Here is a 25,473-nt window from a genome sequence, read left to right on the forward strand (position 1 = left end):
CGTGACACCCGACGCTCCCCGCACCGTGCAACCTGCGCACGGGCGCCTCGGCGTGCTCCTGCCCGGCATGGGCGCCGTGGCCACCACGTTCATCGCGGGCGTGGAGAGCGTCCGCCGCGGTCTCGCCCGGCCGGTGGGCTCGGTGACCCAGCTGGGCACCATCCGCCTCGGCAAGCGCACCGAGGGGCGCGCCCCGCTGATCCACGAGTTCGCGCCCCTCGCCCGGCTCGAGGACCTGGTGTTCGGGGGCTGGGACCCGATCCCGGACGACGCCTTCCGCTCGGCCACGGTGGCGGGCGTGCTCGAGGAGCGCCACCTGGCGCCGATCGCGGAGTTCCTGAAGGGCATCGTCCCGATGCCCGCGGTGTTCGACCAGTTCTACGTGAAGAAGCTCGACGGCCCCAACGTGAAGACGGGCAAGACCAAGCGCGACCTCGCCGAGCAGCTCCGGGACGACATCCGCCGCTTCCGGAAGGACCGCGGGGTGGACCGGCTGGTGATGGTGTGGTGCGCCTCGACCGAGATCTTCATCCGGCCGGGGGCGGTGCACGCCTCGCTCGCCGCGTTCGAGAAGGGGATGGCCGAGAACCACGTCGACATCGCACCCTCGATGCTGTACGCCTGGGCGGCGCTGCAGGAGGGGGTGCCCTTCGCGATGGGTGCGCCCAACCTCGCGGTGGACACGCCGGCCCTCCAGGAGCTGGCCCGGAACCGCGGCCTGCCCATCGCCGGCAAGGACTTCAAGACCGGCCAGACGCTCATGAAGACCGTGCTGGCCCCGATGCTGAAGGCGCGGATGCTCGGCCTCTCGGGCTGGTACTCCACCAACATCCTGGGCAACCGGGACGGCGAGGTGCTCGACGACCCGGAGTCGTTCAAGACCAAGGAGGAGTCCAAGCTCGGCGTGCTCGAGCACATCCTCCAGCCGGAGCTCTACCCCGAGCTGTACGGGAACATCTTCCACAAGGTGCGGATCAACTACTATCCGCCGCGCCGCGACAACAAAGAGGGCTGGGACAACATCGACATCTTCGGGTGGCTCGGCTACCCGATGCAGATCAAGGTGGACTTCCTGTGCCGCGACTCCATCCTCGCGGCCCCGATCGTGCTCGATCTCACGCTGTTCATGGACCTGGCGCAGCGCGCCGGGATGGCGGGCATCCAGGAGTGGCTCTCGTTCTACTTCAAGAGCCCGATGGCCGCGCCGGGGCTGGTGGCCGAGAACGACCTCTTCATCCAGCAGTTCAAGCTCAAGAACACGCTGCGCTACCTGATGGGCGAGGATCAGATCACGCACCTCGGCATCGAGTACTACCAGCGCTAGCGACCCTGATGACGATCGCCAAGGCCGTCGTGACCGTGGCCGGGCTGGTGGCCATCGCGTGGGTGCTGTGGTACTTCCTGGCCCCGCCGCCGCCGGCGCGCGGCGGCGGGGAGCGCCGGTGACGACGACCCCCGCCTCGGGCGCGCCGGCCGGTGCGGCGCCGGCCGGCGCCGAGCGGCGGCGCGTGACCTTCCCGGTGATGGGGATGTCGTGTGCCGCGTGCGCCTCGCGCATCCAGCGGCAACTGGTGGCGACCCCCGGCGTGCGCGAGGCGGCGGTGAACTTCGGCACGACCAAGGCCACGGTCGAGCTGGACGGGGCGGAGCCGCGCACGGTGATGGAGGCGGTGCGCGAGGCGGGCTACGACGTCGGCACCGACGCGCTCAGCCTCGCGGTGACCGACCTCCGGTCCGCGCTCGACACCTCGCGCCTCGAGCGCGCGATCCTGGCGGTGCGCGGCGTCCTCGGCGCCGTGGCCAATCCGGCGGCCGAGTCGGTCCGCGTGACCTACGTGCCCGGCTTCCTGGACCCGCGCGAGCTCGAGGACGCGGTGGCGGCGGCCGGATTCGTGCTGGCCGTGCCCGTCACCGAGGCCGACCCGGTCGAGCGCGAGCGCCTGGTGCGCGAGCGGGAAGTCCGCGACCTCGCCTGGAAGCTGGTGCTCGCGGGGGTCGTGGCGGTCGCCGCGATGGTGGCGTCCATGCCGCTGATGGCGTCCGAGGCGGTGGGGTCCGCCGATCTCCTCGCCCGCGTGCTGATGCCGCTGAACGGCGTCCTGCGGCGGGGCCTGCCGTGGCTGTACGCGGCCGACCCGCAGTCGCTCAAGGTCGGGCTGTTCCTGGCGACGGTGCCGGTGATGGCGTGGTCCGGCCGGGGCTTCTACGTCAGCGCGTGGCGCGGCTTCCAGCACCGCAGTGCCGACATGAACACCCTGATCGGCGTCGGCACGGCCGCGGCGATGCTGTACTCGGTCGTGGCGACGTTCGCGCCCGGCGTGTTCACCGGCGCCGGGCTTCCCGCCGACGCGTACTACGAGGCGGTCTCGTCCATCATCGCGCTGATCCTGCTCGGCCGGCTGCTGGAATCGCGCGCCAAGGGCCGGACCTCCGAGGCGATGCGGCGGCTGCTGGGGCTCGCGCCCCGCACCGCGCGGGCGCTGCGCGACGGCGCCGAAGTGGAGATCCCGGCGGTCGCGGTCGTGGTGGGCGACATCGTGCTGGTGCGTCCCGGCGAGAAGATCCCGGTGGACGGCGTGGTGCGCGGGGGACGCACCGCGGTGGACGAGTCCATGCTCACCGGGGAGCCGACGCCGGTCGCCAAGGCGCCGGGCGACGAGGTGGTCGGCGCCACCTTCAACACGACCGGCGCCATCACCGTGGAGGCGACGCGCGTGGGGCGCGACACGGCGCTCGCCCAGATCGTCCGCCTGGTGGAGGAGGCGCAGGGCAGCCGGGCGCCGGTCCAGCGCCTCGCCGACCGCATCGCCGGCGTGTTCGTGCCGGTCGTGATCGCCGTCGCGATCGCCGCGTTCGTGATCTGGTTCGACTTCGGCCCGAGCCCGGGCCCCGTCTACGCCACCGTGGTGCTCGTGTCGGTGCTGATCATCGCGTGCCCCTGCGCGATGGGCCTGGCGACGCCGACCGCGATCATGGTCGGCGCGGGCCGCGGCGCGGAGCGCGGGGTGCTGGCCAAGGGCGGTGCCGCGCTGGAGGCGGCGGCCGCCGTGGACGTGATGATCCTGGACAAGACCGGGACGGTCACCGAGGGGCACCCGGCCGTGACCGACGTCCTGGTCGCGCTGGAGGTCGTCGACCGCGTGGCCGCGGGGCCGCCCGCCGACGGCGAGGCCGCCGTGCTGCAGCTCGCGGCGGCGGTCGAGCGGCTGTCGGAGCACCCGCTCGCGGCCGCCATCGTGCGCGCCGCCGCCGAGCGCGGGCTCGAGCCCCCCGAGGCCAGCGGCTTCCGCGCCCTGGAGGGACGGGGCGCCACCGCCACGATCGCGGGCCACACCGTGGCCGTCGGGAGCGCCACCTTCCTCATCGAGCTGGGCGTGGACGTGGGCCCGTTCACCGACGCCGTGGACAGTCTCGCCGCCCGGGCCCGGACGCCCGTGCTCGTGGCCGTGGACGGGGCCCCGGCCGGACTCATCGGCCTCGCCGACCCCATCAAGCCCTCCGCGGTCGCCGCGGTGCGCGCCTTCAAGGCGATGGGTCTCGAGGTGCTGATGGTGACCGGCGACATCCGCAAGGTCGCCATCTCGGTGGCCGGCGAAGTGGGCATCGACGAGGTGGAGTCGGGCATGCTGCCCGCCGGGAAAGTCGCCGTCGTCAAGCGGCTGCAGGCGGCGGGGAGGCGCGTGGCGATGGTCGGCGACGGGATCAACGACGCGCCGGCCCTGGCCACGGCCGACGTCGGGCTCGCGATCGGCAACGGCACGGACGTCGCCTTCGAGGCGGCGGACATCGCGCTGATGCGCGGCGACCTGACGACGGCGGTGACGGCCCTGGAGCTGGCGCGGCGGACGATGCGCACCATCCGCCAGAACCTGTTCTGGGCCTTCGCCTACAACGTCGTCGGCATCCCGATCGCGGCCGGCGTGCTCTACCCGGTGGCCGGCGTGCTGCTCTCGCCCGTCTTCGCCAGCGCGGCGATGGCCTTCTCGTCCGTGTTCGTCGTGACCAACAGCTTGCGGCTCCGTCGTTTCACGCCGACCTTCGCCACCTAGCCGCCAGCCCCGAGTCTCCAGCCCCTGGTCCAGCACCGGGCACCAAGGAGCCGCCATGCAGTACTTCTATCGCGCCCACGCCTCGCCCACGACGGTGCTCGCCGCCGCGGAGCAGTACTTCGCCCCGCGCGGACTCGCGGTGCAGCGCGGCGCGGGCGATCACGCCCGGTTCGTGGGCCTGCTGGGGACGGTGGATCTGAACGTGGAGATCGAGGGGGGGCACTACGTGCGGGTCACGCTCGCCACGCGCGATACGTCGCGCTCCGAGCTCGACGACATCGCCAAGCGGTTCCTCACCGAGCTGCACGCCCTGGAGCAGCCGGGACACGCGCCGCGCGGGGCGTACTGACCGCTAGGCGGCGAGCGACGCCGAATAACCCGCCTTCGCCACGGCCGCCGTCAGGTCGTCGATCGTGGCGCTGTCGTCGTCGAAGTCCAGCACCGCGATGCCGTCCTGCAGATCCACGATCGCGCTGAACACCCCCGGCACGGCGGAGAGCGCCTTCTCCACGCGCTGCTGGCAGTGGCCGCAGGTCATCCCGGCCACCTTGAGGGTCAACTTGGCCATTGGTACCTCCTGCACTCCCCAATAGCATAACCCGTACCATCCTCACCACTCCACCCGGCCCCGCTGCGAGACGGCAAGTTGCGAGACCACCCAAGCCCCCACCCCAACACGCCTGGACCGTCACACCCTCACACCCTACACCCCGTATGTCCGAGCCCCTCGACCCCCCACACGCGTCGACGCGTGTGCTCCCCGACGCTTGACTCAGCCTCCACCCCCAGCGAGCTTTTCCGGCCGTAATCCCATGTCCGACAAGGGAGTGCAATGACCGCACGCCCGGCCGCGGCGCCCCGCGCGGCCGCCGCCGGCCTCCCGGCCGGGCTCGGCCGCGCGCAGCTGCTCGAGCTGCACTACTACATGCGGCTCACCCGGTCGCTCGAGGAGCGGCTGACCAACCTGTACCGGCAGGGCAAGGTCATCGGCGGGCTGTTCCGCTCCCTCGGCCAGGAGGCGGACTCCGTCGGTACCGCCTACGCGCTCGACCGGGCGGCCGGCGACATGCTCTCGCCCCTGATCCGCAACCTCGGCTCGCTGCTCGTGATGGGCGCGCGCCCGGTGGACGTGCTCCGGCAGTACATGGCCAAGGCCTCGGGCCCGACGCGCGGTCGCGAGCTGAACGTGCATTTCGGCGACCTGGAGCGCGGCTTCATCGGCCAGATCTCGCATCTGGGCGACATGCTGCCGGTGATGGCCGGCGTGACGCTCACCTTCCGGCTGCGCGGCGAGCGCCGGGTCGGCCTGGTCTACGTCGGCGACGGCGCGATGTCCACGGGCGCGTTCCACGAGGGGATGAACCTCGCGGCCGTTCGCCGCCTGCCGCTGGTGGTGGTCGCCGAGAACAACGGCTACGCCTACTCGACGACCCTCGAGCGCCAGACCGCGGTGCCGGAGCTGGTGCTGAAGTCCAAGGCCTACGGCGTGCCGGGCGAGCGGGTGGACGGCAACGACGTGCTGGCGGTCTACGAGGCGGCGCGGCGGGCCGTCGCCCGCGCGCGCGCCGGCGATGGCGTCACGCTCCTCGAGCTGGTGACCTACCGCCGCAAGGGGCATGCGGAGCACGACGACCAGCACTACGTGCCGCGGGAGGAGCTGGCCCGGTGGGAGAAGAACGATCCGATCGCCCGCTGGGCGCAGCGGCTCGCGGAGAACGGCTGGGCGGACGCCGGCGCGCTGGCGGAGGTGGACGCGCGGGTCGCGGCCGAGCTGGACGAGGCCGTGCGGGTGGCCGAGCAGGAGCCGCTGCCGGATCCGGCGACGGCGCTCACCGGCGTGTACGCCGATCCTCCGCTCCAGCCCGCGGCGTGGTATCGCGAGGTGCCGCGTGAGTGAGGTGACCTACCTCGAGGCGCTGCGCCAGGGCCTGCGGGAGGAGATGCGCCGCGACGAGCGCGTGTTCATCCTCGGCGAGGACGTCGGCCGCTACGGAGGCGCGTTCAAGGTCACCGAGGGGTTCATCGAGGAGTTCGGGGACCGGCGGGTGATCGACACCCCGATCTCGGAAGCGGCGATCGTGGGCGCGGCGGCGGGCGCGGCGCATCTGGGCATGCGGCCGGTGGCCGAGATGCAGTTCATCGACTTCATTTCCTGCGCGTACGACATGCTCACGAACTACGTGGCGACGGCGCGCTACCGGGCCAACCTCGCCTGCCCGATCGTGGTGCGCGGGCCGTGCGGGGGCTACGTGCGCGGCGGCCCGTTCCACTCGCAGAATCCCGAGGCCGCCTTCCTGCACACGCCCGGCCTCAAGATCGTGTGTCCGGCCACGGCGCGCGACGCGAAGGGCCTGATCAAGGCGGCGATCCGCGACGACGATCCCGTGCTGTACTTCGAGCACAAGTACCTGTATCGCCGGATCAAGGAGCAGCTGCCGGAGGACGGCGACCTCGTCACGCCGATCGGCAGCGCCCGGGTGGCGCTCGAGGGGCGCGACCTCTCGATCGTCACCTACTCGGCCATGGTCTGGAAGGCGCTGGAGGCGGCGCAGGCGCTGGAGAAGGAGGACGGTCTCGCGGTCGAGGTCCTGGACCTCCGGACGCTGCTGCCGATGGACGACGCCGCGATCCTGGCGACCGTGCGGAAGACCAACCGCGTGATGATCGTGCACGAAGACACGCGCACCGGCGGCGTGGCCGGCGAGATCGCGGCGCGCATCAACGAGGCGGCCTTCGAGTGGCTCGACGCGCCGGTGCTGCGGGTCACCGCGGCCGACACGCCGCTGCCCTACGCGCCGACGCTGGAGGACTACGTGCTGCCCCAGACATCGGATATCGTGGCGGTGGCAAGGAAGCTGGCGGGATACTGAGAAGCTGGGTGTCGGGTGTAGGGTGTGAGGGTGTCGTCCCCACACCCGACACCCCGCACCCTACAACCTTCTGAGCCGGGAGTCGAACGGATGTCTAGAGTCGACGTCGTCATGCCCCAGATGGGCGAGTCCATCGCCGAGGGCACGCTGGCGAAATGGCTGAAGAAGGTCGGCGACGCGGTCAAGCGCGACGAGCCCATCTTCGAGATCTCGACGGACAAGGTGGACGCGGAGATCCCGGCGCCCTCGGGCGGCGTGCTGGCCGAGATCAAGGTGCCGGAAGGCCAGACCGTCCCGATCCAGACGGTCGTCGCGATCATCGAGACCGAGGCGGGGGTCGGGGTTTCGGGTTTGGGGGTTGGGGCTGCACCAGCTCCGGCCTCCGCCGTGGCGCCCGTTCCGTCCCCAAGCCCCAAACCCCAATCCCCAACCCCCGCCGCGGTGGCCGCGCCCATCACGGCAGCTCCGATACCCCCAACCCCCAAACCCCAATCCCCAACACCGGGGTCTGTGGAGTCCGCCGACGAGCGTCTCCGCCGCCGCTCCACGCCGCTGGTGCGGAAGATCGCGGCCGATCAGGGCGTGGACATCAGCACCATCCCGGGCACGGGGCATGCGGGGCGCGTGACCAAGAAGGACATCCTCGGCTACATCGAGGCGAGCCCGGCCGCGGCCGGTGCCGCGGCGGCAGTCCCAACCCCCAAACCCCAAGCCCCAGCCCCCGGCGCGGCGGGGCCGTGGGAGGCCAGCCCCTGGCCGGGCGACCGGGTCGAGGCGATGAGCCGCATCCGCCAGCTCACGGCCGAGCACATGGTCTTCTCGCGGCGCACCTCCGCGCACGTGACCACCTTCTACGAGGTGGACATGACGCGGGTCGCGCGGCTCCGGGCGGCGAACAAGAAGGGCTACGAGGACCGCGGGGTGAAGCTCACCTACCTGGGCTTCATCGTGAAGGCGGTGGCCGACCAGCTGCGCCGGCATCCGGTCCTCAACGCGGCGGTGCAGCGCATGGCCGTCATCTACCGCGGCCAGGTCAACATCGGCATCGCGGTCGCGCTCGACTGGGGGCTGATCGTGCCGGTCATCCGCGGGGCCGACGAGCTGTCGCTGTTCGGCATCGCGAAGGCGATGGCCGACCTCGCCGATCGCGCACGCACCAAGCGCCTCAAGCCCGACGAGGTCCAGAACGGCACGTTCACCATCACCAATCCCGGCGTGTTCGGCTCGTACGCGGGCACGCCCATCATCAACCAGCCGCAGGTGGCCATCCTCGGCGTGGGCGCCGTCGAGCGACGGCCGCGCGTGATGACGCTGGACGACGGCGCGGAGGTCGTGGTGCCGCGCACCATGACGATGCTCTCGATCTCCTACGACCACCGCATCGTGGACGGGGCCGACGCCGACCGGTTCATGTCGGACCTCAAGAAGGAGCTGGAGGACTTCCCGGAGACCGGGGTCTGAGCCGCCAGCTGCTGGTGCTGATCTTCGAGCCGACGCCGGGCTCCGAGCCCAAGGTGGAGGAGCTGCTGCGCGGCGCGCGCCGCCGGGCCGAGGCGGCGGGGTGGCATTGCTGGGCCTATCGGAATGAGATCAATTCGAGCGAGCTTACGCTGTTCATCGAGGGCCCCGCGCCGGCGCCCGGCGCCGACGCGCCGCCGGTCTTCGGCGACGAGATCGCGGGGCTGCGGGCGCTGTCGCGCCGGTTCGAGTCGGTGCGCTCCCTGAAGGAGTATTCCTTGGACGACCAGCCATGATCGAGCGACGCCTCACCATCGACGGCCAGGAGTGGAAGGTCTCCGTCGCCGGCCGGTTCACGGTCTACGAGCGCGACGAGTTCCCGCTGGTGTTCGAGCGCGTCGCGGCCGACGGCACGCGGGAGCAGCGGCTGGCGCGGTTCTCGCCGCTGGGCAGCCGCAGCCGCGAGCGGGCCCTGGCCGAGCTGTCGGACGGCGAGCTGGGCGAGTTGTGGCGGCAGAGCCAACCATCGTGGACCTCACCGGAGCTGGGCTATGTTCGGCGCTAGTGCGGAAGAACCGCTGGCCGTCGGGACGCCGGCGCCCGATTTCGACCTGGAAGGCACCGGGGGAGCGCGCGCGCACCTGAGTGCGCTGCTGAGCGAGGGCCCCGTGGCGCTGTTCTTCTATCCCGGCGACTTCACCCCCGGCTGAAACCGCCAACTCTCCGCCGTGCGCGACGAGCAGAGCAAGTATCAGGCACAGGGCGTGAAGACGTTCGGCGTCAACCCGGCGTCGGTCGCCGATCACGAGAAGTACGTGGCCAAGTTCCGCTTCAACTTCCCCCTCCTCGCCGACCCGGAGCGCGAAGCGGCGCGGGCCTACCGCTGCCTCAAGCCGGACGGCAAGGGCGTCGTGCGCACCGTGTACCTGATCGGGCGTGACGGCCGGGTGCTGTTCGGAAAACGGGGCGCGCCCGGTGCCGCCGAGGTGCTCCGCGTGCTGCCGCGGACCGCGTGATGCCGGGCCTCCTGGATTTCACCGGCCAGGTGGTGCTGGTCACCGGGGTGGGCCGGGTCGGGCAGATCGGCCACGCCGTGGCCGAGGGCTTCGGCAAGGCCGGCGCCCGGCTGGTCATCTGCGACGTCAGCGCCGTCAACGTGGCGACCCGCGCCCGGGAGTTCGTCGAGCGGGGCTTCGAGTGCCGGGCCGCGGCGGGCGACCTGACCGAGCCGGACGTCGCCCAGTGGGCGGTGGACGAGGCCGTGCAGGCCTATGGCCGGCTGGACGTCGTGGTGAACGCGGCGGGCGGGCTCACCGGGGTGAAGTCGATGCTGGAGGCCGAGACGGCGGTGTTCGATCGCGAGATGGCCATCAACGTGAAGACGGCGTACCTGGTGTCGCGGGCCGCCGCGCGGGTGATGGTGCAGCAGCGCCGGGGGGCCATCGTGAACTTCGCCTCCATCGCCGCGTTCCACGGCCGGGCGGAGATGGTGGCGTACACGGCCGCCAAGGCCGGGGTCGCGGCCATGAGCCGGAGCCTGGCGCTGGAGCTGCGCGACCAGGGCGTCCGGGTCAACGCGGTCGCGCCCGGCACGGCGCGCACCCCCGAGAACCTGGCCACGATGGGCGCCGCCGCCGTCCGCTGGGTGGACGTCGCGGACATCGTGAACGCCGTGCTGTTCCTCGCCTCCGGCCTGTCGGCCGGCATCACGGGGCACGTCCTCCCGGTCTCGCACGGCGAGGTGTAGCCCACGTGGACCTCCGCGGCCGCAACGCGCTGGTGACCGGAGCCGGCCAGCGGGTCGGCCGCGCGATCGCGTACGGTCTGATCCGCCGCGGGGTGAACGTCGCCATCCACTACCTCCGCTCCGAACGCGGCGCCAAGGCCACCATGATGGAGGGCGAGGTGGCCGGCGTGCGGGTCGCGATGCTGAAGGCCGACCTGAGCGACGCCGCCGCCGCCGAAGCGCTGCCCGCCCGGGCCGCGCAGGCGCTGGGCGGTCCGCTCGACATCGCGGTGCTGAGCGCCGCGGTGATGGAGCGCCGGCCCGTGGAGCAGGTGACCCCGGCCGACTGGGACCGCGCGATGGACCTCAACCTCCGCGGCACCTTCTTCGCCGCCAAGGGCGCGGCGGCGGCGATGGGCGAGCGCGGCGGCGCCGTGGTGGCGCTGGCCGACCTGTCGTCGTTCCGGCCGTGGCGGCACTATCCGGTGCACTCGGTCAGCAAGGCCGGCGTGGTGGCCCTCACCGAGCTGCTGGCCAAGAGCCTCGCGCCGCGGATCCGCGTCAACGCCGTCGCGCCGGGTGCGGTGCTCCTGCCCGAGGCGTGGGGCGAGGAGGAGCGGGCCAAGCTCGTCGCCTCCACGCCGCTCGGCCGGCTGGGCACGCCCGACGACGTGGTGCGCGCCGTGCTCTTCCTCCTGGAGAACGACTACGTGACCGGCACGACGCTCGTGGTGGACGGGGGGCGGCTGCTCCGGTGATCCGCGGCGCCGCCGGGCGCGGCCGCGAGGGCGCCGGGGCGGCGGTCCCGGATGTGGCGGCGTCCGTGCGCGCCGGCGTCGCGCTGTTCAACGCCGGTCGCTTCTGGCAGGCGCACGAGGCGCTCGAAGTCGTGTGGCGGCAGGCGGCGCCGCCGGAGCGGTCACTCTGGCAGGGACTGATCCAGGCCGCCGCGGCGATGCTGCATCGCGAGCGCGGCAACCGTCACGGGGTCGAAGTGCAGGGCCGCGCGGCGATTGCGAAGCTGCGGGGGCCGTCCCCGGACGGCTTTCCCGTGGAAACGGTCCGCTTCCTGCAAGGTCTCGCCGCCTGCGTGGAAGGGGGCGGGCCGGTCCCGCTCATGGAACTCATCGAGGCGTCCGCCGGCGGGCGGACCGCGAGGCAGAGCAGGGAATCATGAACGAGTACGATCTCATCATCGTCGGCGCCGGGCCCGCGGGCCTCACCGGAGCGCTGTACGCGGGCCGGTCCATGCTCCGCACCGTGGTGCTGGAGAAGGGTGTGCCCGGCGGCGAGCTGCTGAACACCGACCTGATCGAGGACTACCCCGGGTTCGAGTCGGTGCGAGGCTGCGACCTCGCCGAGAAGATGAGCGCGCACGCGTTGAAATTCGGCGCCGAGCTGGTGACCGACGGCGTGGCGGCGGTCGAGAAGCAGGCCGACGGCCGGTTCCTGGTGGCGACGGAGAGCGGCACGTCGTATCGCGCCCCGATGGTGCTGCTCACCGCCGGCGGGACGCCGACCAAGCTCGGCGTGCCGGGCGAGATCGAGTTCGCCGGAAAGGGCGTGTCCTACTGCGCGGTGTGCGACGGCCACTTCTTCCGGGGCGAGGTGCTCGCGGTGGTGGGCGGCGGCGACGCCGCCACCGAGGAGGCCGGGTTCCTCACTCGCTACGCCACCAAGGTGTACCTGATCCACCGCCGTGACCAGCTGCGCGCGTCGAAGATCATCCAGCAGCGGCTGTTCGAGAACCCGAAGATCGAGGTCGTCTGGGACACCGTCGTGGAGCGGATCGAGGGCGAAGGCGGCGCGGTCCGGTGGCTCGCCCTGCGCAACGTGAAGACCGGCGCGACGTCGGCGCTCCAGGTCGGGGGCGTCTTCGTGTTCGTCGGCTTCCGTCCCAACACGGGTCTGGTGCGCGGGCACGTCGACCACGACGCGGGCGGCTACCTCGTCACCGACGAGGTGATGATGACGTCGATCCCCGGCCTGTTCGCCGCGGGCGACGTGCGGGCGCAGCTGACGCGTCAGGTCACGACGGCGGTCGGCGACGCCACCACGGCCGTGATCGCGGCGACCCGGTACCTGGCGGAATGGAAGGAGCGGCAGGGGGCGCGTGGAGCCCGAAGTCGTCACGCTGACTAACGGCGCGTTCGCCGAGAACTGCTATCTGGTGGCGGATCCCGACAGCGGCGACGCCGCGATCGTGGATCCGGGCGAGGAGGCGGGCCTGTTCCTCGCCCGGCTGCGCCACGAGCGGTGGACGCTCCGCGCCGTGTGGCTCACCCACGCCCACGTGGACCACGTCGCCGGCGTCGCGGCCGTCCGCGCCGCACTCGACGTGCCGGTGTTCCTCCACCCCGCCGACCGCGCCCTGTACGACGGCGTGCCGGCCCAGGCCGCGATGTTCGGGCTGGACACGGCCCCGCCCCCGGCGCCGGACCACGCGTTCGCGGAGGGCGAGACGGTGTCTGCCGGCGCGTGCCGGTTCCGGGTCCTCCACACGCCCGGGCACACGCCCGGCGGCGTCAGCCTGGTGGGGCACGGGATGGCGTTCGTGGGCGACACCCTGTTCGCGGGCTCCATCGGCCGAACCGACCTGCCGGGCGGCGACCTGCGGGCGCTGATCGAGTCCGTGCACCTCAAGCTGTTCGTGCTGCCCGACGAGACCGTCGTCCATTCCGGCCACGGGCCGGCAACGACCATCGCGGCCGAGAAGCGGGGGAATCCGTTCGTGCGGCTGGTGCCCGGGATCAACGCCTGCCAGAAGTGCGGCTTCCCCGTCCGCGGGAAGCCGTGGGGCTGCAAGAACCCGTGCCCCAACTGCGGGCACGTGTACCCGCTCGGTGACTGCTCCGACTAGGACGCCTGCGCCCTCGCGCGAGTCCCGGGAACGCGGCTGGCAGCCCTCCGTGCCGTGGCGAGACGCCACGACCAGGACGGTGGCGAGACGCCGAGCGGCGAGTGGTGTGCAGCTGGGAGCGGGCGGGTGCAAGGGGGCGGGTGCTCGCCCCCCGGGGCTGTGGAGTTGCGCGGCCTTCGTCGGTCCTGCACTCTCAAGTCTCGTCACCACTCGCCACTCGGCGTCTCGCAACTCGACTGACCCCTGATCTCTCACCTCTGATCTCTCGGGCACGACATGGCAACCCGGATCGAGAAGGACCCCCTCGGTGATCTCCCAGTCCCGGCCGACGCCTACTGGGGCGTGCAGACCGAGCGCGCGCGCCAGAACTTCCCCATTTCCGGCCTGAAGCCGCTCGCCGCGTTCGTGGACGCCGTGATCTGGATCAAGCGCGCCGCGGCGGCGACCCACCGGGAGACGGGCCGCCTCGAGGCGCGCCTCGCCGACGCGATCGCGCGCGCGGCCGACGAGGTGCTGGCGGGCCGGCACCGCGACCAGTTCGTGGTGGACGTCTACCAGGCCGGGGCCGGCACCTCGCACAACATGAACTGCAACGAGGTGCTCGCGAACCGGGCCAACGAGCTGCTGGGAGGGAAGCGGGGCGAGTACCAGCCGGTGCACCCCAACGACCACGTCAACATGGCGCAGAGCACCAACGACGTGATCCCGACCGCCATCCGCCTGGCGGCGCTCGCCCGCCTGGAGCCGCTCCTCGGGGCGCTCGACGGCCTCGCCGGCGCCCTCGAGGCGAAGGGCCGTGAGTTCGACGGGATCGTCAAGTCGGGGCGCACCCACCTGCAGGACGCCACCCCGATCCGGCTCGGCCAGGAGTTCGCCGCCTACGGTCACACCATCCGGCGCAACCGCGCCCGGCTGGCGCGGGCGGCCGACGACCTCAGGGACCTCGGCATCGGCGGCACGGCGGTCGGCACCGGCTTGAACGCCGAGCCGCGCTACCCCGAGCTGATGGTCCGGCAGCTGCGCGCGCTCACCGGGCTGGACCTCCGGGTGGGCGTGGACCGCGTGCAGCTGATGCAGTCGATGGGCGACGTGGCCGCCTTCTCCGGCGCCGTGCGCGCGCTGGCGGTGGACCTCAACAAGATCGCCAACGACCTGCGACTGCTGGCGTCGGGCCCGCGCACCGGCCTGGCGGAGATCGCGCTGCCGGCGGTCCAGCCGGGGTCGAGCATCATGCCGGGGAAGGTGAATCCCAGCATCGCGGAGATGGTCAACCAGGTCTGCTTCCAGGTGCTGGGCAACGACCAGACCGTGGCGCTCGCCTGCGAGGCGGGGCAGCTCGAGCTCAACGTGATGATGCCGGTCATCGCGCACAACCTGGTATTTGCGCTGGAGATCCTGGCCGCGGCCGTCCGGGTCCTGGCCGACCGTTGCGTGGTGGGGATCACGGCCGACGCGGCGATGTGCGCCCACTGGCTGGAGCGCAGCCCCGCCCTGGTGACGGCGCTGGCGCCGAAGATCGGTTACGCCGAGGCCGCGAAGCTCGCCAAGGAGTCGCTGGCGAAGGGTGCCACCGTGCGGCGGCTGGTGGAGGAGAAGGGCGTGCTGAAGGGGAAGGAGCTCGACCAGGTGCTCGACTACCGGAGGATGACGGAGATCGGAGTACCGGGGTCAGACTAGTTGCCAGACGGCAAGGAGGAAGTGGTTACCAGTGGAGAGTGAACGGGGGCCAGACCAGATGTCAGTACTGGCAACTGGTCTGGCCCCTCACGGCTGGCGTCTGGGAACCACTTCCTCCTTGCCGTCTGGCAACTTATCCGCATACTTGTCGCCGCCCATCTGCCCTCGGTAGGAGGCGGCGTGCCTGACGGTCTCAGGGTTTCCGTCCTCATCCCCGTCTACAACGAGCGCTTCCTGGTGGCGGAGTCCATCCGCCGCGTGCTCGCCGTGCGCGACCCGGCCATCCGGGAAATCGAGGTGATCGTCGTCGACGACGGCTCGACCGACGGAACCCGGGACGTGCTGCGGCGCCTGGCCGCGGAGCACCCGGCCATCCGCTACATCGAGCAGGAGCGCAACCGGGGCAAGGGAGCGGCGCTGCGCACCGCGATCGCCCACGCAAGCGGCGACGTGTGCGTCGCGCATGACGCGGACCTCGAGTATCACCCGGACGATCTGGCGAAGCTGGTGCAGCCGTTCCTCAAGGAGCAGGCCGACGCGGTGTTCGGCTCGCGCTTCCTGCCGGGCGACTACCGCCGCGTGCTGCTCTTCTACCACAGCCTGGGCAACCGGGTCCTCACCACCCTCGTGAACCTGCTCACCAACCTCAACCTGAGCGACATGGAGACCTGCTACAAGATGGTCCGCACCAAGTTGCTCAAGTCCCTGCCGCTGCGATACGACGACTTCCGCATCGAGCCCGAGCTGACGATCAAGCTGGCCAAGCGCGGCGCGGTCATCTTCGAAGCCCCGATCCGGTACGCCGGCCGCACCTACGCCGAGGGCAAGAAGATCGGCTGGCGCGACGGGGTGCTGGCGCTCGGCGCCATCCTGCGCGGCGCGCTGATCGACGACCTCTACCTCAACGACCCGTACGGCGCGCACATCCTCCACAGTCTCTCGCGGGCGCGCAGGTTCTCGCACTGGATGAGCGACGTGATCCGGCCGTGGGTCGGGCGCGCGGTGCTGGAGGTGGGCGCGGGCATCGGCAATCTCACGGTGCACCTGGTGCCGCGCGACCACTACCGCGCCACCGACATCAACCCGGACTACCTCGACTACCTGGAGAACTTCGCGGTCGGCAAGCCGTACCTCGAAGTCGGTGAGCTGCGGGCGGAGGACGAGGCGGGTTTCGCGGCGCAGGCGGGCCGCTTCGACACGGTGCTCTGCCTCAACGTGCTCGAGCACCTCGACGACCCGGTGCCGGTGCTGCGGAACTTCCGCAGCGCGCTGGCGCCCGGCGGGCACGCCATCGTGCTGGTGCCGCAGGGCCCGCGGCGCTACAACTCGCTCGACCGCGCCCTCGGCCACCGGCTGCGCTACACCCGGGACCGGCTGCGGGCCGTCGCCACGGAGGCGGGCTTCGAGGTGGAGGCGCTGCTCGACTTCAACCGGGCCGCCGTACCCGGGTGGCACGTCAACGGATGGATGCGACGCACCAGCTTCTCCCGCATCCAGCTGAAGCTGTACGACTCCATGGTCTGGCTGGCACGGCCGCTGGACCGGTTCCTGCCCTGGCGCGGCCTCTCGCTGGTCGCGATCTGCCGGAAACCCTGAGCCAGGCACCAGCCGGCTCTCCAGCCCGCAGGCAGCTATCTCCCTGCAGCATCATGTGATACCGAGTCTCAGGCCTAACGCACCGTTATCTTGAGGTAATGGCTTCCTTTTTGCATATTCCGATGGCGAGGAGGGTGAATATGCGCGTTACGACATGGGCGGAGTATGGCCTCATCGTGAGCCTGCATCTCGCCAGGCGCACCGGGCAGGGTCCCGTCGCGGCACGTGAGATGGCCGAGAAGGAAAAGCTGCCGGCCGACTACGTCGAGCAGATTCTGCTGCGGCTGCGCCGCGCCGGCCTCGTCGAGTCCGTGCGCGGAGCGCGGGGCGGGTACCTTCTGTCCCGTCAGCCTTCCGAGGTGACGGTCAAGGATGTGCTCGACGCCTCCGAGCATGGCACGTTCGAGGTCAACTGCGAGTGCCATCCGGTGGACTCGGAGCGGTGCACGACCGAGAACTCCTGCGCCATCCGGCCCGTCTGGCAGCTGCTCCAGCAGCGCATCGACGAGACGCTGGGCTCGATCCGCCTCGCCGACCTGCTGCACGAGGAGTCGGAAGTCCGCTCGCTCGTCGGCAACGGGGTCGTCACCGTCTGAGCGGGTCCCTGTGCAGGTCCGGGACGTGGTCGCATTCTGAATAGCGATAGAAAGATTCGGCATTCTCCTGCGCCTCAGTCGGGTTTCCCGGACCTGAGTGCGGAGGAGTTGCAGCGGTACGCGCGTCATCTCATCCTCCCCGAGGTCGGTGTCGAGGGCCAGCGACGCCTGAAGGCGGCGCGGGTGCTCGTCGTGGGGGCCGGCGGCCTCGGGTCGCCGGCGGCGCTCTACCTCGCCGCGGCCGGCGTCGGCGTCCTGGGCCTGGCCGATTTCGACTCGGTCGAGTTCTCCAATCTCCAGCGGCAGATCCTCCACGGCACGTCGGCCGTCGGCACCTCGAAGCTCGCCTCCGCCGCCCGGCGGCTGCGCGACGTGAATCCCGGCGTGGAGCTGGTGCTGCACGAGGCGCGGCTCTCGAGCGCCAATGCGCTCGCCGTGCTCGGGGGCTACGACGTCGTCCTCGACGGCAGCGACAACTTCCCGACGCGCTACCTGGTGAACGACGCGTGCGCGTTGCTCGGCAAGCCGGACGTCTACGGCAGCATCTACCGCTTCGACGGGCAGGCGTCGGTGTTCTGGGCGGCGCGCGGACCCTGCTACCGCTGCCTGTACCGCGAGCCGCCGCCGCCCGAGCTGGTGCCTTCCTGCGCCGAGGGTGGTGTGCTCGGCGTGCTGCCGGGCATCATCGGATCGCTGCAGGCGCTGGAGGCGCTGAAGCTGGTCTTGGACATCGGCGAGACGCTGGTCGGCCGGCTGGCGCTGTTCGACGCGCTGCGGATGCGGTTCCGCGAGCTGGCGCTGGAGAAGGACCCGGACTGCCCGCTGTGCGGGGCGCGCCCGACGATCCGCGAGCTGATCGACTACGAGGCCTTCTGCGGCGTGGGGCCGGCGGCCGCCTCGGCCGACGACGGGCTCGAGGTCTCGGCGCGCGCGCTGAAGGCGGAGCTCGACGCGGGGCGGCCGGTGGTGCTGCTCGACGTGCGTGAGCCGTTCGAGTGGGAGATCTGTCGCATCCCCGGGAGCGTCCTGATGCCGCTCCGCGAAGTGCCGGCGAGGTTGACGGAGCTGGATCCCGCGGCGACGGTGGTCACCGTGTGTCACACCGGGATGCGCTCGCTCGACGCGGCGCAGTTCCTCCGCAGTCGAGGGATCGCGAACGCTCGGAGCCTGAGGGGTGGCGTGGCGGGGTGGGCGGAGGAGATCGATCCGGCGATGGCGAGGTACTGACCCCGCCGGAGACGAACGAGGGGACGGCGTCTTCGCCCTCCCCTCGCACCTCGGCGTCTCGCAGCTGTCCCGGCAATGCCGAAGGAGGGACTCGAACCCTCACGGGCTTGCGCCCACGGCGCCCTGAACGCCGCGCGTCTACCAGTTCCACCACTTCGGCGAGGCGGCGCAAGATAGACCTGGCCCCCCCCGCCGTCAACCCTCGCCTTGACCGGTCGGAACCCTAGCTCTATCTTGGGGTTACGACGCTTGTGACCCCTGCCGAGAAGCCTGGTTCGCCACGTCGGGCGCGCACCCAGCCCCGTCATCCTCGAGTCATCGCGCGGAATCCTCGCGCCAAGCACGACTACCACCTCCTGGAGACGTGGGAGGCGGGTCTGGTGCTGACGGGCACGGAGGTGAAGGCCCTGCGCGCGGGTCGCGCCAGTCTGGTGGGCGCGTTCGCGCGGGTCCGCCGCGGCGAGGTGTGGCTCGAGGCGCTGCACATCCCGCCGTACGAGGCGGGGAACATCCACAACCACGATCCGCTGCGCACCCGCAAGCTCCTGATGCACCGCCGCGAGATCCGCCGGCTGCTCGGCGCCATCGAGCAGAAGGGCCTCGCGCTGGTGCCGCTCGAGCTGTACTTCAAGAACTCGCACGCCAAGGTGACGATCGCGCTGGGCCGCGGCAAGAAGGAGTACGATCGGCGCGACGACATCAAGCGGCGCGACGCGGAGCGCGAGATGGCGCGGGCGGTGCGGCGGCGGTGACCCCGGGCGCGCTGCTGCTGCTCGCGGCGTGGCTCGCCGCGCCGCCGCCCGAGACGCTGACCGTCGCGTCGGGCCGCGGCGAGGCGCGGCTGGTCGTCCGCGAGCAGCGCGGCTGGCCGGCGGTCGCAGGGCCGGAGCTGGCCGCCGCGACGAGCGTGGAGGTGGACGTGCCGCGCGCTGGCGCCGTCGAGCTGCGGGTGGCGGGCCGGCGCTTCGACTTCGTGCTCGAGGCGAGCTACTTCCGGTGCGGGGACGACGTGTATGCGCTGGCCGCGCCGCCCTACGTCGAGCGGGACACGGTGTTCGTGCCGCTCCAGTGGGTGATCGAGTTCCTGCCGCGCCTCCTGCCCGAACGGTACAGCTACGATCCGGAGCGCGCGCGGCTCGAGGAGCTGCCCCAGGCGGCAGCCGCGGCGGCGGTGCGCGCCGTGCCTTCCCCGGTCGCGGCGGCGCCGGCGCGCCGGCCGGAGTCCACGCCGGCGCCGGCGGCCGGGCGCGTGCCCGCGCGCGGATCCGGCGCGCCGCGGCTGCAGCACGTCATCGCCATCGACCCGGGCCACGGGGGCCCCGACGTCGGCATGCTCGGTCCGCTCAAGGGCCGGAAGTTCCTGCGCGAAAAGGACGTCGCGCTCGCGGTCGCGCAGGACCTGGCCGACGAGCTCAGGCGCCGGGGGGTCGGGGTGGTGATGACGCGCACCACCGACACGCTGATCGCGCTGCGGGACCGCGGGCGCATCGCGCGGGCGGCGCACGCGGACCTGTTCGTGTCGATCCACGTGAACGCCGCCAATCCGCACTGGCGGGACGCGGCGGGCGCGCGGGGCTTCGAGACGTACTTCCTGGCCGAGGCGAAGACCGAGGACGCCCGCCGGGTGGCGCAGCTGGAGAACGAGTCGGTGCGCTTCGAGAAGGGCGGCGCCTCGGACAGCGACCCGATGCGGTTCATCCTCAACGACCTGCAGGAGAACGAGCACCTGCGGGAGTCCAGCCGCCTCGCGGAGATCGTGGAGCGCGGGCTGGGCCAGGTGCACCCGGCCGAGGCGCGTGGCGTCAAGCAGGCGGGTTTCGCGGTCCTCGCGACCTCCTACATGCCGGCCGTGCTGATCGAGGTCGGGTTCGGCAGCAATCCCGACGAGGCGAGGTACCTCACCGGCAGCGCGGGCCAGCGCCGGCTCGCGCACGGGATCGCCGACGCCGTGGTGGCCTACCTCGCCGAGTACGACCGCCGGCTCTCGGCCGCCGGCGCGGGCGGGCAGGCCCCGTGAGAGCGCGCCGGCTCCTGCCTGTGGTAGCGGCCGCGGCGGTGGCTGCCGTCTCGGGGTGCGCGTACTTCAACGGCATGTACCTCGCCAACCGCTACGCCCGGCAGGCTGCCAGCTCCGAGCGCGCCGGGCGGATCGGCGAAGCGCACGACCGCTGGCAGCAGGCCCAGACCCACGCCGAGTCGTTGCTGGCCCGCCATGCCGGGTCGCGATGGGCCGCCGAGGCGCAGCTGGTGCGGGGCGAAGCGCTGGTCCACCTCGAGCAGTACTCGGACGGCGCCGTCGCCCTGCAGGAAGCGGTGCGGCAGCTGGGGTCGCGGGAGCAGCGCCTCGTGGCCTTCGGCCTCCTTGGCCGCGCCTACGTCGTGCTCGGCTTCACGGACTCGGCGCGGGCGGCGCTGGACAGCGCCGTCGAGTCGCATCGCAGCGAGGTGCGCGACGAGGCCCTCTTCGACCGCGGGCGGCTGCTGGTCGTGCTCAATGACCCGGAGGCCGCCAGGGCCGACCTCGCGCGATCGCGCGATCCGAGGGCCCGGTTCGCGCTCGGGCGGCTGGAGCTGCGGCTCGGCGATACGGCGGCGGCGGGCGCGCTGTACGACTCCCTCGCCGGGGGGCGCGGCTACTCCGAGGACGACTGGCGGCCGGCAATCGACAGCCTGGCCGCGGCCGGGGCGGCCGTCCACGCTTCGGCGCTGGCCCAGCAGCTCGCGGCTCGTGTCTCCATCTCGAGCGGCGCGCGGGCGCGGCTGCTGCTGGACGACGGCGAGCGGCAGCTCGCCTCCGGAGACACCGTCGCTGCGACCGGGGAGCTGCGGCGCGCCGTGAGCCTGGCGAGGGACAGCCTGGCGGGCCAGGTCGCCCAGGTCGCGCTGTGCCGGATCGCGATCGCCGCGGCGGCCAGCGATTCCGCCCTGGAGACCCAGCGCGACCGGCTGGACGACCTGAGGCAGGCCGGTGGCGATGCGGCGCGCGAGGCGCAGGCGATCCTGCGGCTGCTGGCGCGCGCGGACTCGCTGGCCGCGGCGCGGAGTGCGCCCGACGCGTACTGGTTCCTGCGCGCCGAGCTGCTCCGCGACTCCCTCGACGCGGGGCGGCTGGCGGCGGAGGCGTTCGCGTCGATGGCGGACCGCTTCCCCGAGTCCCCGTGGACGCCCAAGGCGCTGGTGGCGGCGATTGCGGCCGGGCATCCGGCGGCCGACTCCCTGCGGACGCTCCTGGGCGCGCGGTACGGCCGGAACCCCTACACGCTGGCGGCCGCGGGCGCGGGCGCCGCCGGCGACAGCGCGTATCAGGCGCTGGAGGATTCGCTGCGGCGAACGCTGTCCATCGCGGCGACCGTCGCGCCCGGCGCGCCGACCCGGCGCCGGCCGGGCGTGGTCGGCGCGGTCGAGGACGAGGAGGCGCGCGGCCGGCCCCCCAGGCCGACCCCGGGTCCGCCGGAGCGGCCGCGCGAGCCTGCGGGATCGCCGCGGCCGGAGCCTCCCGAGTGACCGGCCCGTCCGGGGCTCGGCCCGTCGAGTTCTGTGGCGTGCGGTTCCAGAATCCCATCCTGCTCGCGGCGGGCACGGCGGGGTTCGGGCGCGAGGTGGCCCGGGTGATCGACCTCGAGGCGCTCGGGGGCATCGTGACCAAGGCCGTCAGCGTCGAGCCGCGGCAGGGCAACCCGTCGCCGCGGGTCGCGGAGGTACGCGGCGCGATGCTCAACTCGGTCGGCCTCGCCAACCCGGGACTGGACGCGTTCCGCCGCGACTACCTGCCCTGGCTCGCGGCCACCCTGCGGCGCGCGCGGGTGGTGGTGAACGTGGTCGGCAACGCGGTCGACGACTTCGCGCGCGTGGTCGCGGCGCTCGCCGGCGAGCCGGCCGTGGCGGCCTTCGAGCTCAACGTGTCCTGTCCCAACGTCTCGCACGGCGGCATGGAGTTCGGCGCCGACGACCAGGTGCTCGCCGCCCTGGTGCGCCGGGTGCGCGCCGAGACGGCGAAGCCGCTGGTCGTGAAGCTGTCGCCGGTGCTGCCGGATCCGGCGCGGACGGCGGCGGCGGCGGCCGCCGGCGCCGACGCCTTCACCGCGGTCAACACCCTGCCCGCCGAGCTGTACGACGAGCGCGGACGCGCGCGGCTCGGAGCGGGCAACGGCGGCCTCAGCGGCCCGCCGCTGCTTCCGGTCGGGCTCCGGGTGACGCGGCTGGTGGCCGCGCGGACCGGCAAGCCGGTGATCGGCACGGGCGGCGTGCGGACCGGTGCCGACGCGCTGCAGTACCTGCGCGCGGGCGCGACCCTGGTGGGGGTGGGGACCGCGGCCCTGGCGGACCCGCGGGCGCCCGAGCGCATCGCCCGCGAGCTGGACGCCCTGCTGGCCGGCGCGGGGGCTCCCTCCCCGGGCCACCCGGCCGGCGCGACGGGCTGAGCCGTGGCCGAGCTGGTCGTGGCCCTCGACGTCGCGAGCGCGCGCGCCGCGCTCGAGCTGGTGGACCGGCTCGGCGACGCCGTGCGCTGGTACAAGGTCGGGCCGGTGCTCCACGTGGCGGACGGGCCGGCCGTGGTGCGGGCGCTGCGGGAGCGCGGGCGCGAGGTGTTTCTCGACCTCAAGTGGCACGACATCCCGAACACCGTGGCTGGCGCCGTCGAGGCGGCGCTCGAGTCGGGCGTTTCCCTCGCGACCGTCCACCTCGCCGGCGGCGGCCGCATGCTGGAGGCGGCCGCGCGGGTGCGCCGCGGCGGGATCCGGCTGCTGGGCGTGGGCGTGCTCACCTCGTTCGACGCGGTCGGCTTCGGCCAGGTGGTGGGGCGCCCGGCCGGCGATCTCGCGGCCGAGCAGCAGCGGCTGGTGAGGCTCGGCGTCGCGGCCGGCCTCGACGGCTACGTCTGCGCCGCCTCGGAAGCGCGCGCGGTGCGCGCGGTGGCGGGCACGCGCGCGGTCCTCGTGGTGCCCGGCGTGCGGCGCGCGGCGCAGGCGGCCGGCGATCAGGTCCGGACGGCGACGCCGCGCGAGGCGGTCGAGGCCGGAGCGGACTTCGTGGTGGTGGGGCGTCCAGTCACCGGCGCCGCGGACCCGCGCGGGGAGGCCGTGGCCACGGCCGCGGAGATGGGGCGGTGAGCTGGCTGGTGGCCCTCGCGGTCGCCGTCGCGGCGGGACGCGGCGCCCAGGCGGACTCGCTGATGACCGCCGCACGACGGGCGGCCGCGCAGTGGATGGCCCACGACTTCACCACGATGGTGGGCAGCGGCGAGGCGGTGATGGTGCACCTGCCGGGCGCCGAGCCCTCGTCCCCGCTGAGGCCGGTGCAGGCCGCCGCGCTGCTCCGGGCCTTCGCGGAGGGCGCCCAGGAGCTGGATCTCGTCGTGCTGGTGGTCCGCGACGTGGACCCCGACCGCGCCTACGTCGAGGCGCAGCGGATCTACCAGGTGCGCGGCACCGACGTGCGCCACACCCAGACGCTGTACTTCGGCTTCCGGCGCGTCGGGCAGAGCTATCGGCTGGTGGAGGTCCGGGCGCTGCCGTGAGGCCGGCTGTGGGCCCGGGTCCGGCAGGCGGGCAGGGGTCTGCCGCCGGGCCGCCGCAAGCCCCGAGCCGCTCGCGACTTGGGCTTCCGCCCCCACTCCGAATCTCCGTGCCGGCTCCCTTGCATCCGATTGGGGGCTGGTTTAGCTTTTAAGTCTTGCTCGGAATTGAATTAAGGAGCGTGTTTTGAAGGTTCGGACCAGCGTCAAGCCGATCTGTGAGCACTGCAGGGTCATCAAGCGCCGCGGCGTGATCCGGGTGATCTGCAAGCGTTCTCCCAAGCACAAGCAGCGGCAGGGTTAGCTCGTGGCACGCATAGCGGGCGTGGATCTTCCGCGCGACAAGCGCGTCGAGGTCGGCCTGACGGCGATCTTCGGCGTGGGGCGCTCGACGGCGACGACGATTCTCGAGCGGACGGGCATCAATCCGGCCACGCGGGTGCGGGACCTGAGCGACGCCGAGGTGTCGCGGCTGCGGCAGGTGATCGAGCGCGATCACAAGGTCGAGGGCGCGCTGCGGACCGAAGTGGCGATGAACATCAAGCGGCTGATGGACATCGGCTGCTACCGCGGGATCCGCCACCGGCGCGGCCTGCCGGTGCGCGGGCAGCGGACCCGCACCAACGCGCGGACCAAGAAGGGGCCGCGCCGGACCATCGCCGGGAAGAAGAAAGCGATCCTCAAGAAATAGCCCATGGCCGACCAGGAACAGCCGAAACCGACCCCGGCGTCCGACGCGGCGCCCGCGGCTCCCGCCCCCGAAGGAGCGGCGCCGGAAGGCGCGGCGGCCGAGGGCGCGCCCAAGAAGGCCGCGCGGAAGGCCAAGAAGGTGGTGGAGTCCGAGGGCGTGGTGCACATCATGGCCACGTTCAACAACACCATCGTGACGGTCGCCGACCTCAACGGCAACGTGGTGGCCTGGAGCACGGCCGGGAAGTCCGGGTTCAAGGGCTCGAAGAAGTCCACGCCGTTCGCCGCGACGGTCGCGGCGGAGCAGGCGGGCCGCGAGGCGTTCAACATGGGCGTGCGGCGGGTGCACGTCCGGGTGCAGGGCCCCGGCGCGGGTCGTGAGTCCGCGATCCAGGCGCTGGCCAACGCGGGGCTCGTGGTCAAGTCCATCCGGGACGTGACGCCGATCCCGCACAACGGCTGCCGTCCGCCGAAGAAGCGCAGGGTGTAGTGTCCCGATACATCGAGCCGAACTGCAAGCTGTGCCGGCGCGAGGGCACCAAGCTCTTCCTCAAGGGCTCGCGCTGCCTCACGGAGAAGTGCGCGGTCGAGAAGCGCGCCTACGCGCCGGGCCAGCATGGCCAGTCGGCGGGGCGGCGCCGCAAGGCCTCGCAGTACTCGCGGCAGCTGCGCGAGAAGCAGAAGGTGAAGCGGATCTACGGGCTCACCGAGCAGCAGTTCAAGAACACGTTCAAGCGCGTCGTGGGCGAGCCCGGGCGCACCGGCGAGAACCTGCTGATCGCCCTGGAGTCGCGGCTGGACAACGTCGTCTACCGGATGGGACTGGCGCCGAGCCGCAAGGCGGCCCGGCAGCTGGTGCGTCACCGCCACGTCGAGGTCAACGGCCGTCCCGTCGACGTCCCGTCCTACCTGCTCCGCCCGGGTGACCAGATCCGCGTCGCCAAGGCGAGCCGGGAACTCGATGTCATCGCGGCCTCCCTCGAGCTGGCGTCCAAGGGGCAGCCGGTGTCGTGGGTCGCCGTGGATCGGGGCGCGATGACCGGCACGGTCACCGAGCGCCCGACCCGTGATGCCATCCCGATCGCGGCCGAGGAACAGTTGATCGTCGAGCTCTATTCCAAGTGAACATGACGATTGATCTCACCGGGCTCGTCCGCCCGCAGCTGGTCGAGATGACCAAGCGGGAGGACAATCCGAACGCCGCCGAGT

General features: G+C 72.4%; 28 protein-coding genes, 1 tRNA gene and 1 pseudogene. 28 read left to right on the top strand and 2 right to left on the bottom strand.

The annotated features are described in order from the left end of the window. Position 1 precedes the first annotated feature (1 nt). From VMF70_12485 to VMF70_12495, 3 genes are all read left to right on the top strand, one after another. Entirely contained in the window at positions 2–1,324 is a 1,323-nt protein-coding gene (locus VMF70_12485) for an inositol-3-phosphate synthase (GenBank protein ID HTT68836.1), read from the top strand. 118 nt (positions 1,325–1,442) lie between these two features. Beyond that, entirely contained in the window at positions 1,443–4,049 is a 2,607-nt protein-coding gene (locus VMF70_12490; protein ID HTT68837.1) for a heavy metal translocating P-type ATPase, read from the top strand. A 55-nt stretch (positions 4,050–4,104) separates the two neighbouring features. Further along, the gene (locus VMF70_12495) at positions 4,105–4,398 is read left to right on the top strand and encodes a hypothetical protein (GenBank protein HTT68838.1); all 294 of its coding nucleotides are present in this window, start codon (positions 4,105–4,107) and stop codon (positions 4,396–4,398) included. Between the two features lie 3 nt (positions 4,399–4,401). Here the strand turns inward: VMF70_12495 and VMF70_12500 are convergent, their stop codons facing one another. Continuing rightward, positions 4,402–4,617: a heavy-metal-associated domain-containing protein gene (locus tag VMF70_12500; GenBank protein HTT68839.1), complete on the bottom strand. Its 216-nt coding sequence runs from the start codon at positions 4,615–4,617 to the stop codon at positions 4,402–4,404. 264 nt (positions 4,618–4,881) lie between these two features. On the opposite strand from VMF70_12500, the gene VMF70_12505 reads away from it, so the two are divergent. The 15 genes from VMF70_12505 (at position 4,882) to moeB (ending at position 18,059) form a co-directional block, all read left to right on the top strand. Continuing rightward, complete coding sequence (locus VMF70_12505) at positions 4,882–5,946, top strand: thiamine pyrophosphate-dependent dehydrogenase E1 component subunit alpha (protein HTT68840.1); 1,065 nt, start codon at positions 4,882–4,884, stop codon at positions 5,944–5,946. Next, positions 5,939–6,919 carry an alpha-ketoacid dehydrogenase subunit beta gene (locus VMF70_12510; protein ID HTT68841.1) on the top strand — a complete coding sequence of 327 codons (981 nt, stop codon included), beginning with the start codon at positions 5,939–5,941 and terminating at the stop codon, positions 6,917–6,919. Before VMF70_12505 ends, VMF70_12510 begins: the two co-directional genes overlap by 8 nt. A gap of 90 nt (positions 6,920–7,009) precedes the next feature. Further along, positions 7,010–8,380, top strand: coding sequence for a 2-oxoglutarate dehydrogenase, E2 component, dihydrolipoamide succinyltransferase (gene sucB / locus VMF70_12515; protein ID HTT68842.1), 1,371 nt, complete (start codon positions 7,010–7,012; stop codon positions 8,378–8,380). A gap of 14 nt (positions 8,381–8,394) precedes the next feature. Then, entirely contained in the window at positions 8,395–8,673 is a 279-nt protein-coding gene (locus tag VMF70_12520; protein ID HTT68843.1) for a hypothetical protein, read from the top strand. Further along, positions 8,670–8,942, top strand: coding sequence for a hypothetical protein (locus VMF70_12525; protein HTT68844.1), 273 nt, complete (start codon positions 8,670–8,672; stop codon positions 8,940–8,942). The genes VMF70_12520 and VMF70_12525 overlap by 4 nt, the downstream gene beginning before the upstream one ends. Next, positions 8,929–9,393, top strand: a complete 465-nt coding sequence (locus VMF70_12530; protein ID HTT68845.1) for a redoxin domain-containing protein — start codon at positions 8,929–8,931, stop codon at positions 9,391–9,393. The genes VMF70_12525 and VMF70_12530 overlap by 14 nt, the downstream gene beginning before the upstream one ends. Beyond that, the gene (locus VMF70_12535; protein HTT68846.1) at positions 9,393–10,124 is read left to right on the top strand and encodes an SDR family NAD(P)-dependent oxidoreductase; all 732 of its coding nucleotides are present in this window, start codon (positions 9,393–9,395) and stop codon (positions 10,122–10,124) included. Before VMF70_12530 ends, VMF70_12535 begins: the two co-directional genes overlap by 1 nt. Positions 10,125–10,129: 5 nt before the next feature. Then, on the top strand, positions 10,130–10,861 hold the full coding sequence (locus tag VMF70_12540; protein ID HTT68847.1) for an SDR family oxidoreductase: 732 nt from the start codon (positions 10,130–10,132) through the stop codon (positions 10,859–10,861). 65 nt (positions 10,862–10,926) lie between these two features. After that, the gene (locus VMF70_12545) at positions 10,927–11,280 is read left to right on the top strand and encodes a DUF309 domain-containing protein (protein ID HTT68848.1); all 354 of its coding nucleotides are present in this window, start codon (positions 10,927–10,929) and stop codon (positions 11,278–11,280) included. Further along, the gene (trxB, locus tag VMF70_12550; protein ID HTT68849.1) at positions 11,277–12,245 is read left to right on the top strand and encodes a thioredoxin-disulfide reductase; all 969 of its coding nucleotides are present in this window, start codon (positions 11,277–11,279) and stop codon (positions 12,243–12,245) included. The genes VMF70_12545 and trxB overlap by 4 nt, the downstream gene beginning before the upstream one ends. Further along, on the top strand, positions 12,217–12,963 hold the full coding sequence (locus VMF70_12555; protein ID HTT68850.1) for an MBL fold metallo-hydrolase: 747 nt from the start codon (positions 12,217–12,219) through the stop codon (positions 12,961–12,963). Before trxB ends, VMF70_12555 begins: the two co-directional genes overlap by 29 nt. Before the next feature lie 276 nt (positions 12,964–13,239). Continuing rightward, positions 13,240–14,640 carry an aspartate ammonia-lyase gene (locus VMF70_12560; GenBank protein HTT68851.1) on the top strand — a complete coding sequence of 467 codons (1,401 nt, stop codon included), beginning with the start codon at positions 13,240–13,242 and terminating at the stop codon, positions 14,638–14,640. Between the two features lie 180 nt (positions 14,641–14,820). Continuing rightward, positions 14,821–16,236, top strand: coding sequence for a glycosyltransferase (locus VMF70_12565; protein ID HTT68852.1), 1,416 nt, complete (start codon positions 14,821–14,823; stop codon positions 16,234–16,236). A 140-nt stretch (positions 16,237–16,376) separates the two neighbouring features. Then, a complete protein-coding gene (locus VMF70_12570) occupies positions 16,377–16,832 on the top strand; it encodes an Rrf2 family transcriptional regulator (protein HTT68853.1) in 456 nt (151 codons plus the stop codon). A 93-nt stretch (positions 16,833–16,925) separates the two neighbouring features. Continuing rightward, complete coding sequence (moeB, locus tag VMF70_12575; protein ID HTT68854.1) at positions 16,926–18,059, top strand: molybdopterin-synthase adenylyltransferase MoeB; 1,134 nt, start codon at positions 16,926–16,928, stop codon at positions 18,057–18,059. 76 nt (positions 18,060–18,135) lie between these two features. Here the strand turns inward: moeB and VMF70_12580 are convergent. After that, a tRNA-Leu gene (locus VMF70_12580) sits at positions 18,136–18,219 on the bottom strand. 154 nt (positions 18,220–18,373) lie between these two features. On the opposite strand from VMF70_12580, the pseudogene smpB reads away from it, so the two are divergent. The 10 genes and pseudogenes from smpB (at position 18,374) to rpsD (ending at position 25,389) form a co-directional block, all read left to right on the top strand. Then, positions 18,374–18,811: pseudogene (gene smpB / locus VMF70_12585) on the top strand (SsrA-binding protein SmpB). After that, positions 18,808–20,076 (top strand): N-acetylmuramoyl-L-alanine amidase, encoded by a 1,269-nt coding sequence (locus tag VMF70_12590; protein HTT68855.1) that lies wholly within the window; start codon positions 18,808–18,810, stop codon positions 20,074–20,076. Before smpB ends, VMF70_12590 begins: the two are co-directional and overlap by 4 nt. Positions 20,077–20,114: 38 nt before the next feature. Continuing rightward, positions 20,115–21,563, top strand: coding sequence for a hypothetical protein (locus tag VMF70_12595; GenBank protein HTT68856.1), 1,449 nt, complete (start codon positions 20,115–20,117; stop codon positions 21,561–21,563). Beyond that, entirely contained in the window at positions 21,560–22,480 is a 921-nt protein-coding gene (locus tag VMF70_12600; protein HTT68857.1) for a dihydroorotate dehydrogenase, read from the top strand. The genes VMF70_12595 and VMF70_12600 overlap by 4 nt, the downstream gene beginning before the upstream one ends. Before the next feature lie 3 nt (positions 22,481–22,483). After that, a complete protein-coding gene (gene pyrF / locus VMF70_12605; GenBank protein HTT68858.1) occupies positions 22,484–23,170 on the top strand; it encodes an orotidine-5'-phosphate decarboxylase in 687 nt (228 codons plus the stop codon). Next, a complete protein-coding gene (locus VMF70_12610) occupies positions 23,167–23,577 on the top strand; it encodes a hypothetical protein (protein ID HTT68859.1) in 411 nt (136 codons plus the stop codon). The genes pyrF and VMF70_12610 overlap by 4 nt, the downstream gene beginning before the upstream one ends. Before the next feature lie 184 nt (positions 23,578–23,761). Further along, positions 23,762–23,878, top strand: a complete 117-nt coding sequence (rpmJ, locus tag VMF70_12615) for a 50S ribosomal protein L36 (protein HTT68860.1) — start codon at positions 23,762–23,764, stop codon at positions 23,876–23,878. Positions 23,879–23,881: 3 nt separating this feature from the next. Beyond that, entirely contained in the window at positions 23,882–24,265 is a 384-nt protein-coding gene (gene rpsM / locus VMF70_12620) for a 30S ribosomal protein S13 (GenBank protein HTT68861.1), read from the top strand. Between the two features lie 3 nt (positions 24,266–24,268). Next, positions 24,269–24,754 carry a 30S ribosomal protein S11 gene (gene rpsK / locus VMF70_12625; GenBank protein HTT68862.1) on the top strand — a complete coding sequence of 162 codons (486 nt, stop codon included), beginning with the start codon at positions 24,269–24,271 and terminating at the stop codon, positions 24,752–24,754. Further along, positions 24,754–25,389 (top strand): 30S ribosomal protein S4, encoded by a 636-nt coding sequence (gene rpsD / locus VMF70_12630; protein HTT68863.1) that lies wholly within the window; start codon positions 24,754–24,756, stop codon positions 25,387–25,389. The genes rpsK and rpsD overlap by 1 nt, the downstream gene beginning before the upstream one ends. Positions 25,390–25,473 lie beyond the last annotated feature (84 nt).

The organism is Gemmatimonadales bacterium, assembly GCA_035502185.1.
Taxonomy (GTDB): Bacteria; Gemmatimonadota; Gemmatimonadetes; order Gemmatimonadales; family JACORV01; genus Fen-1245.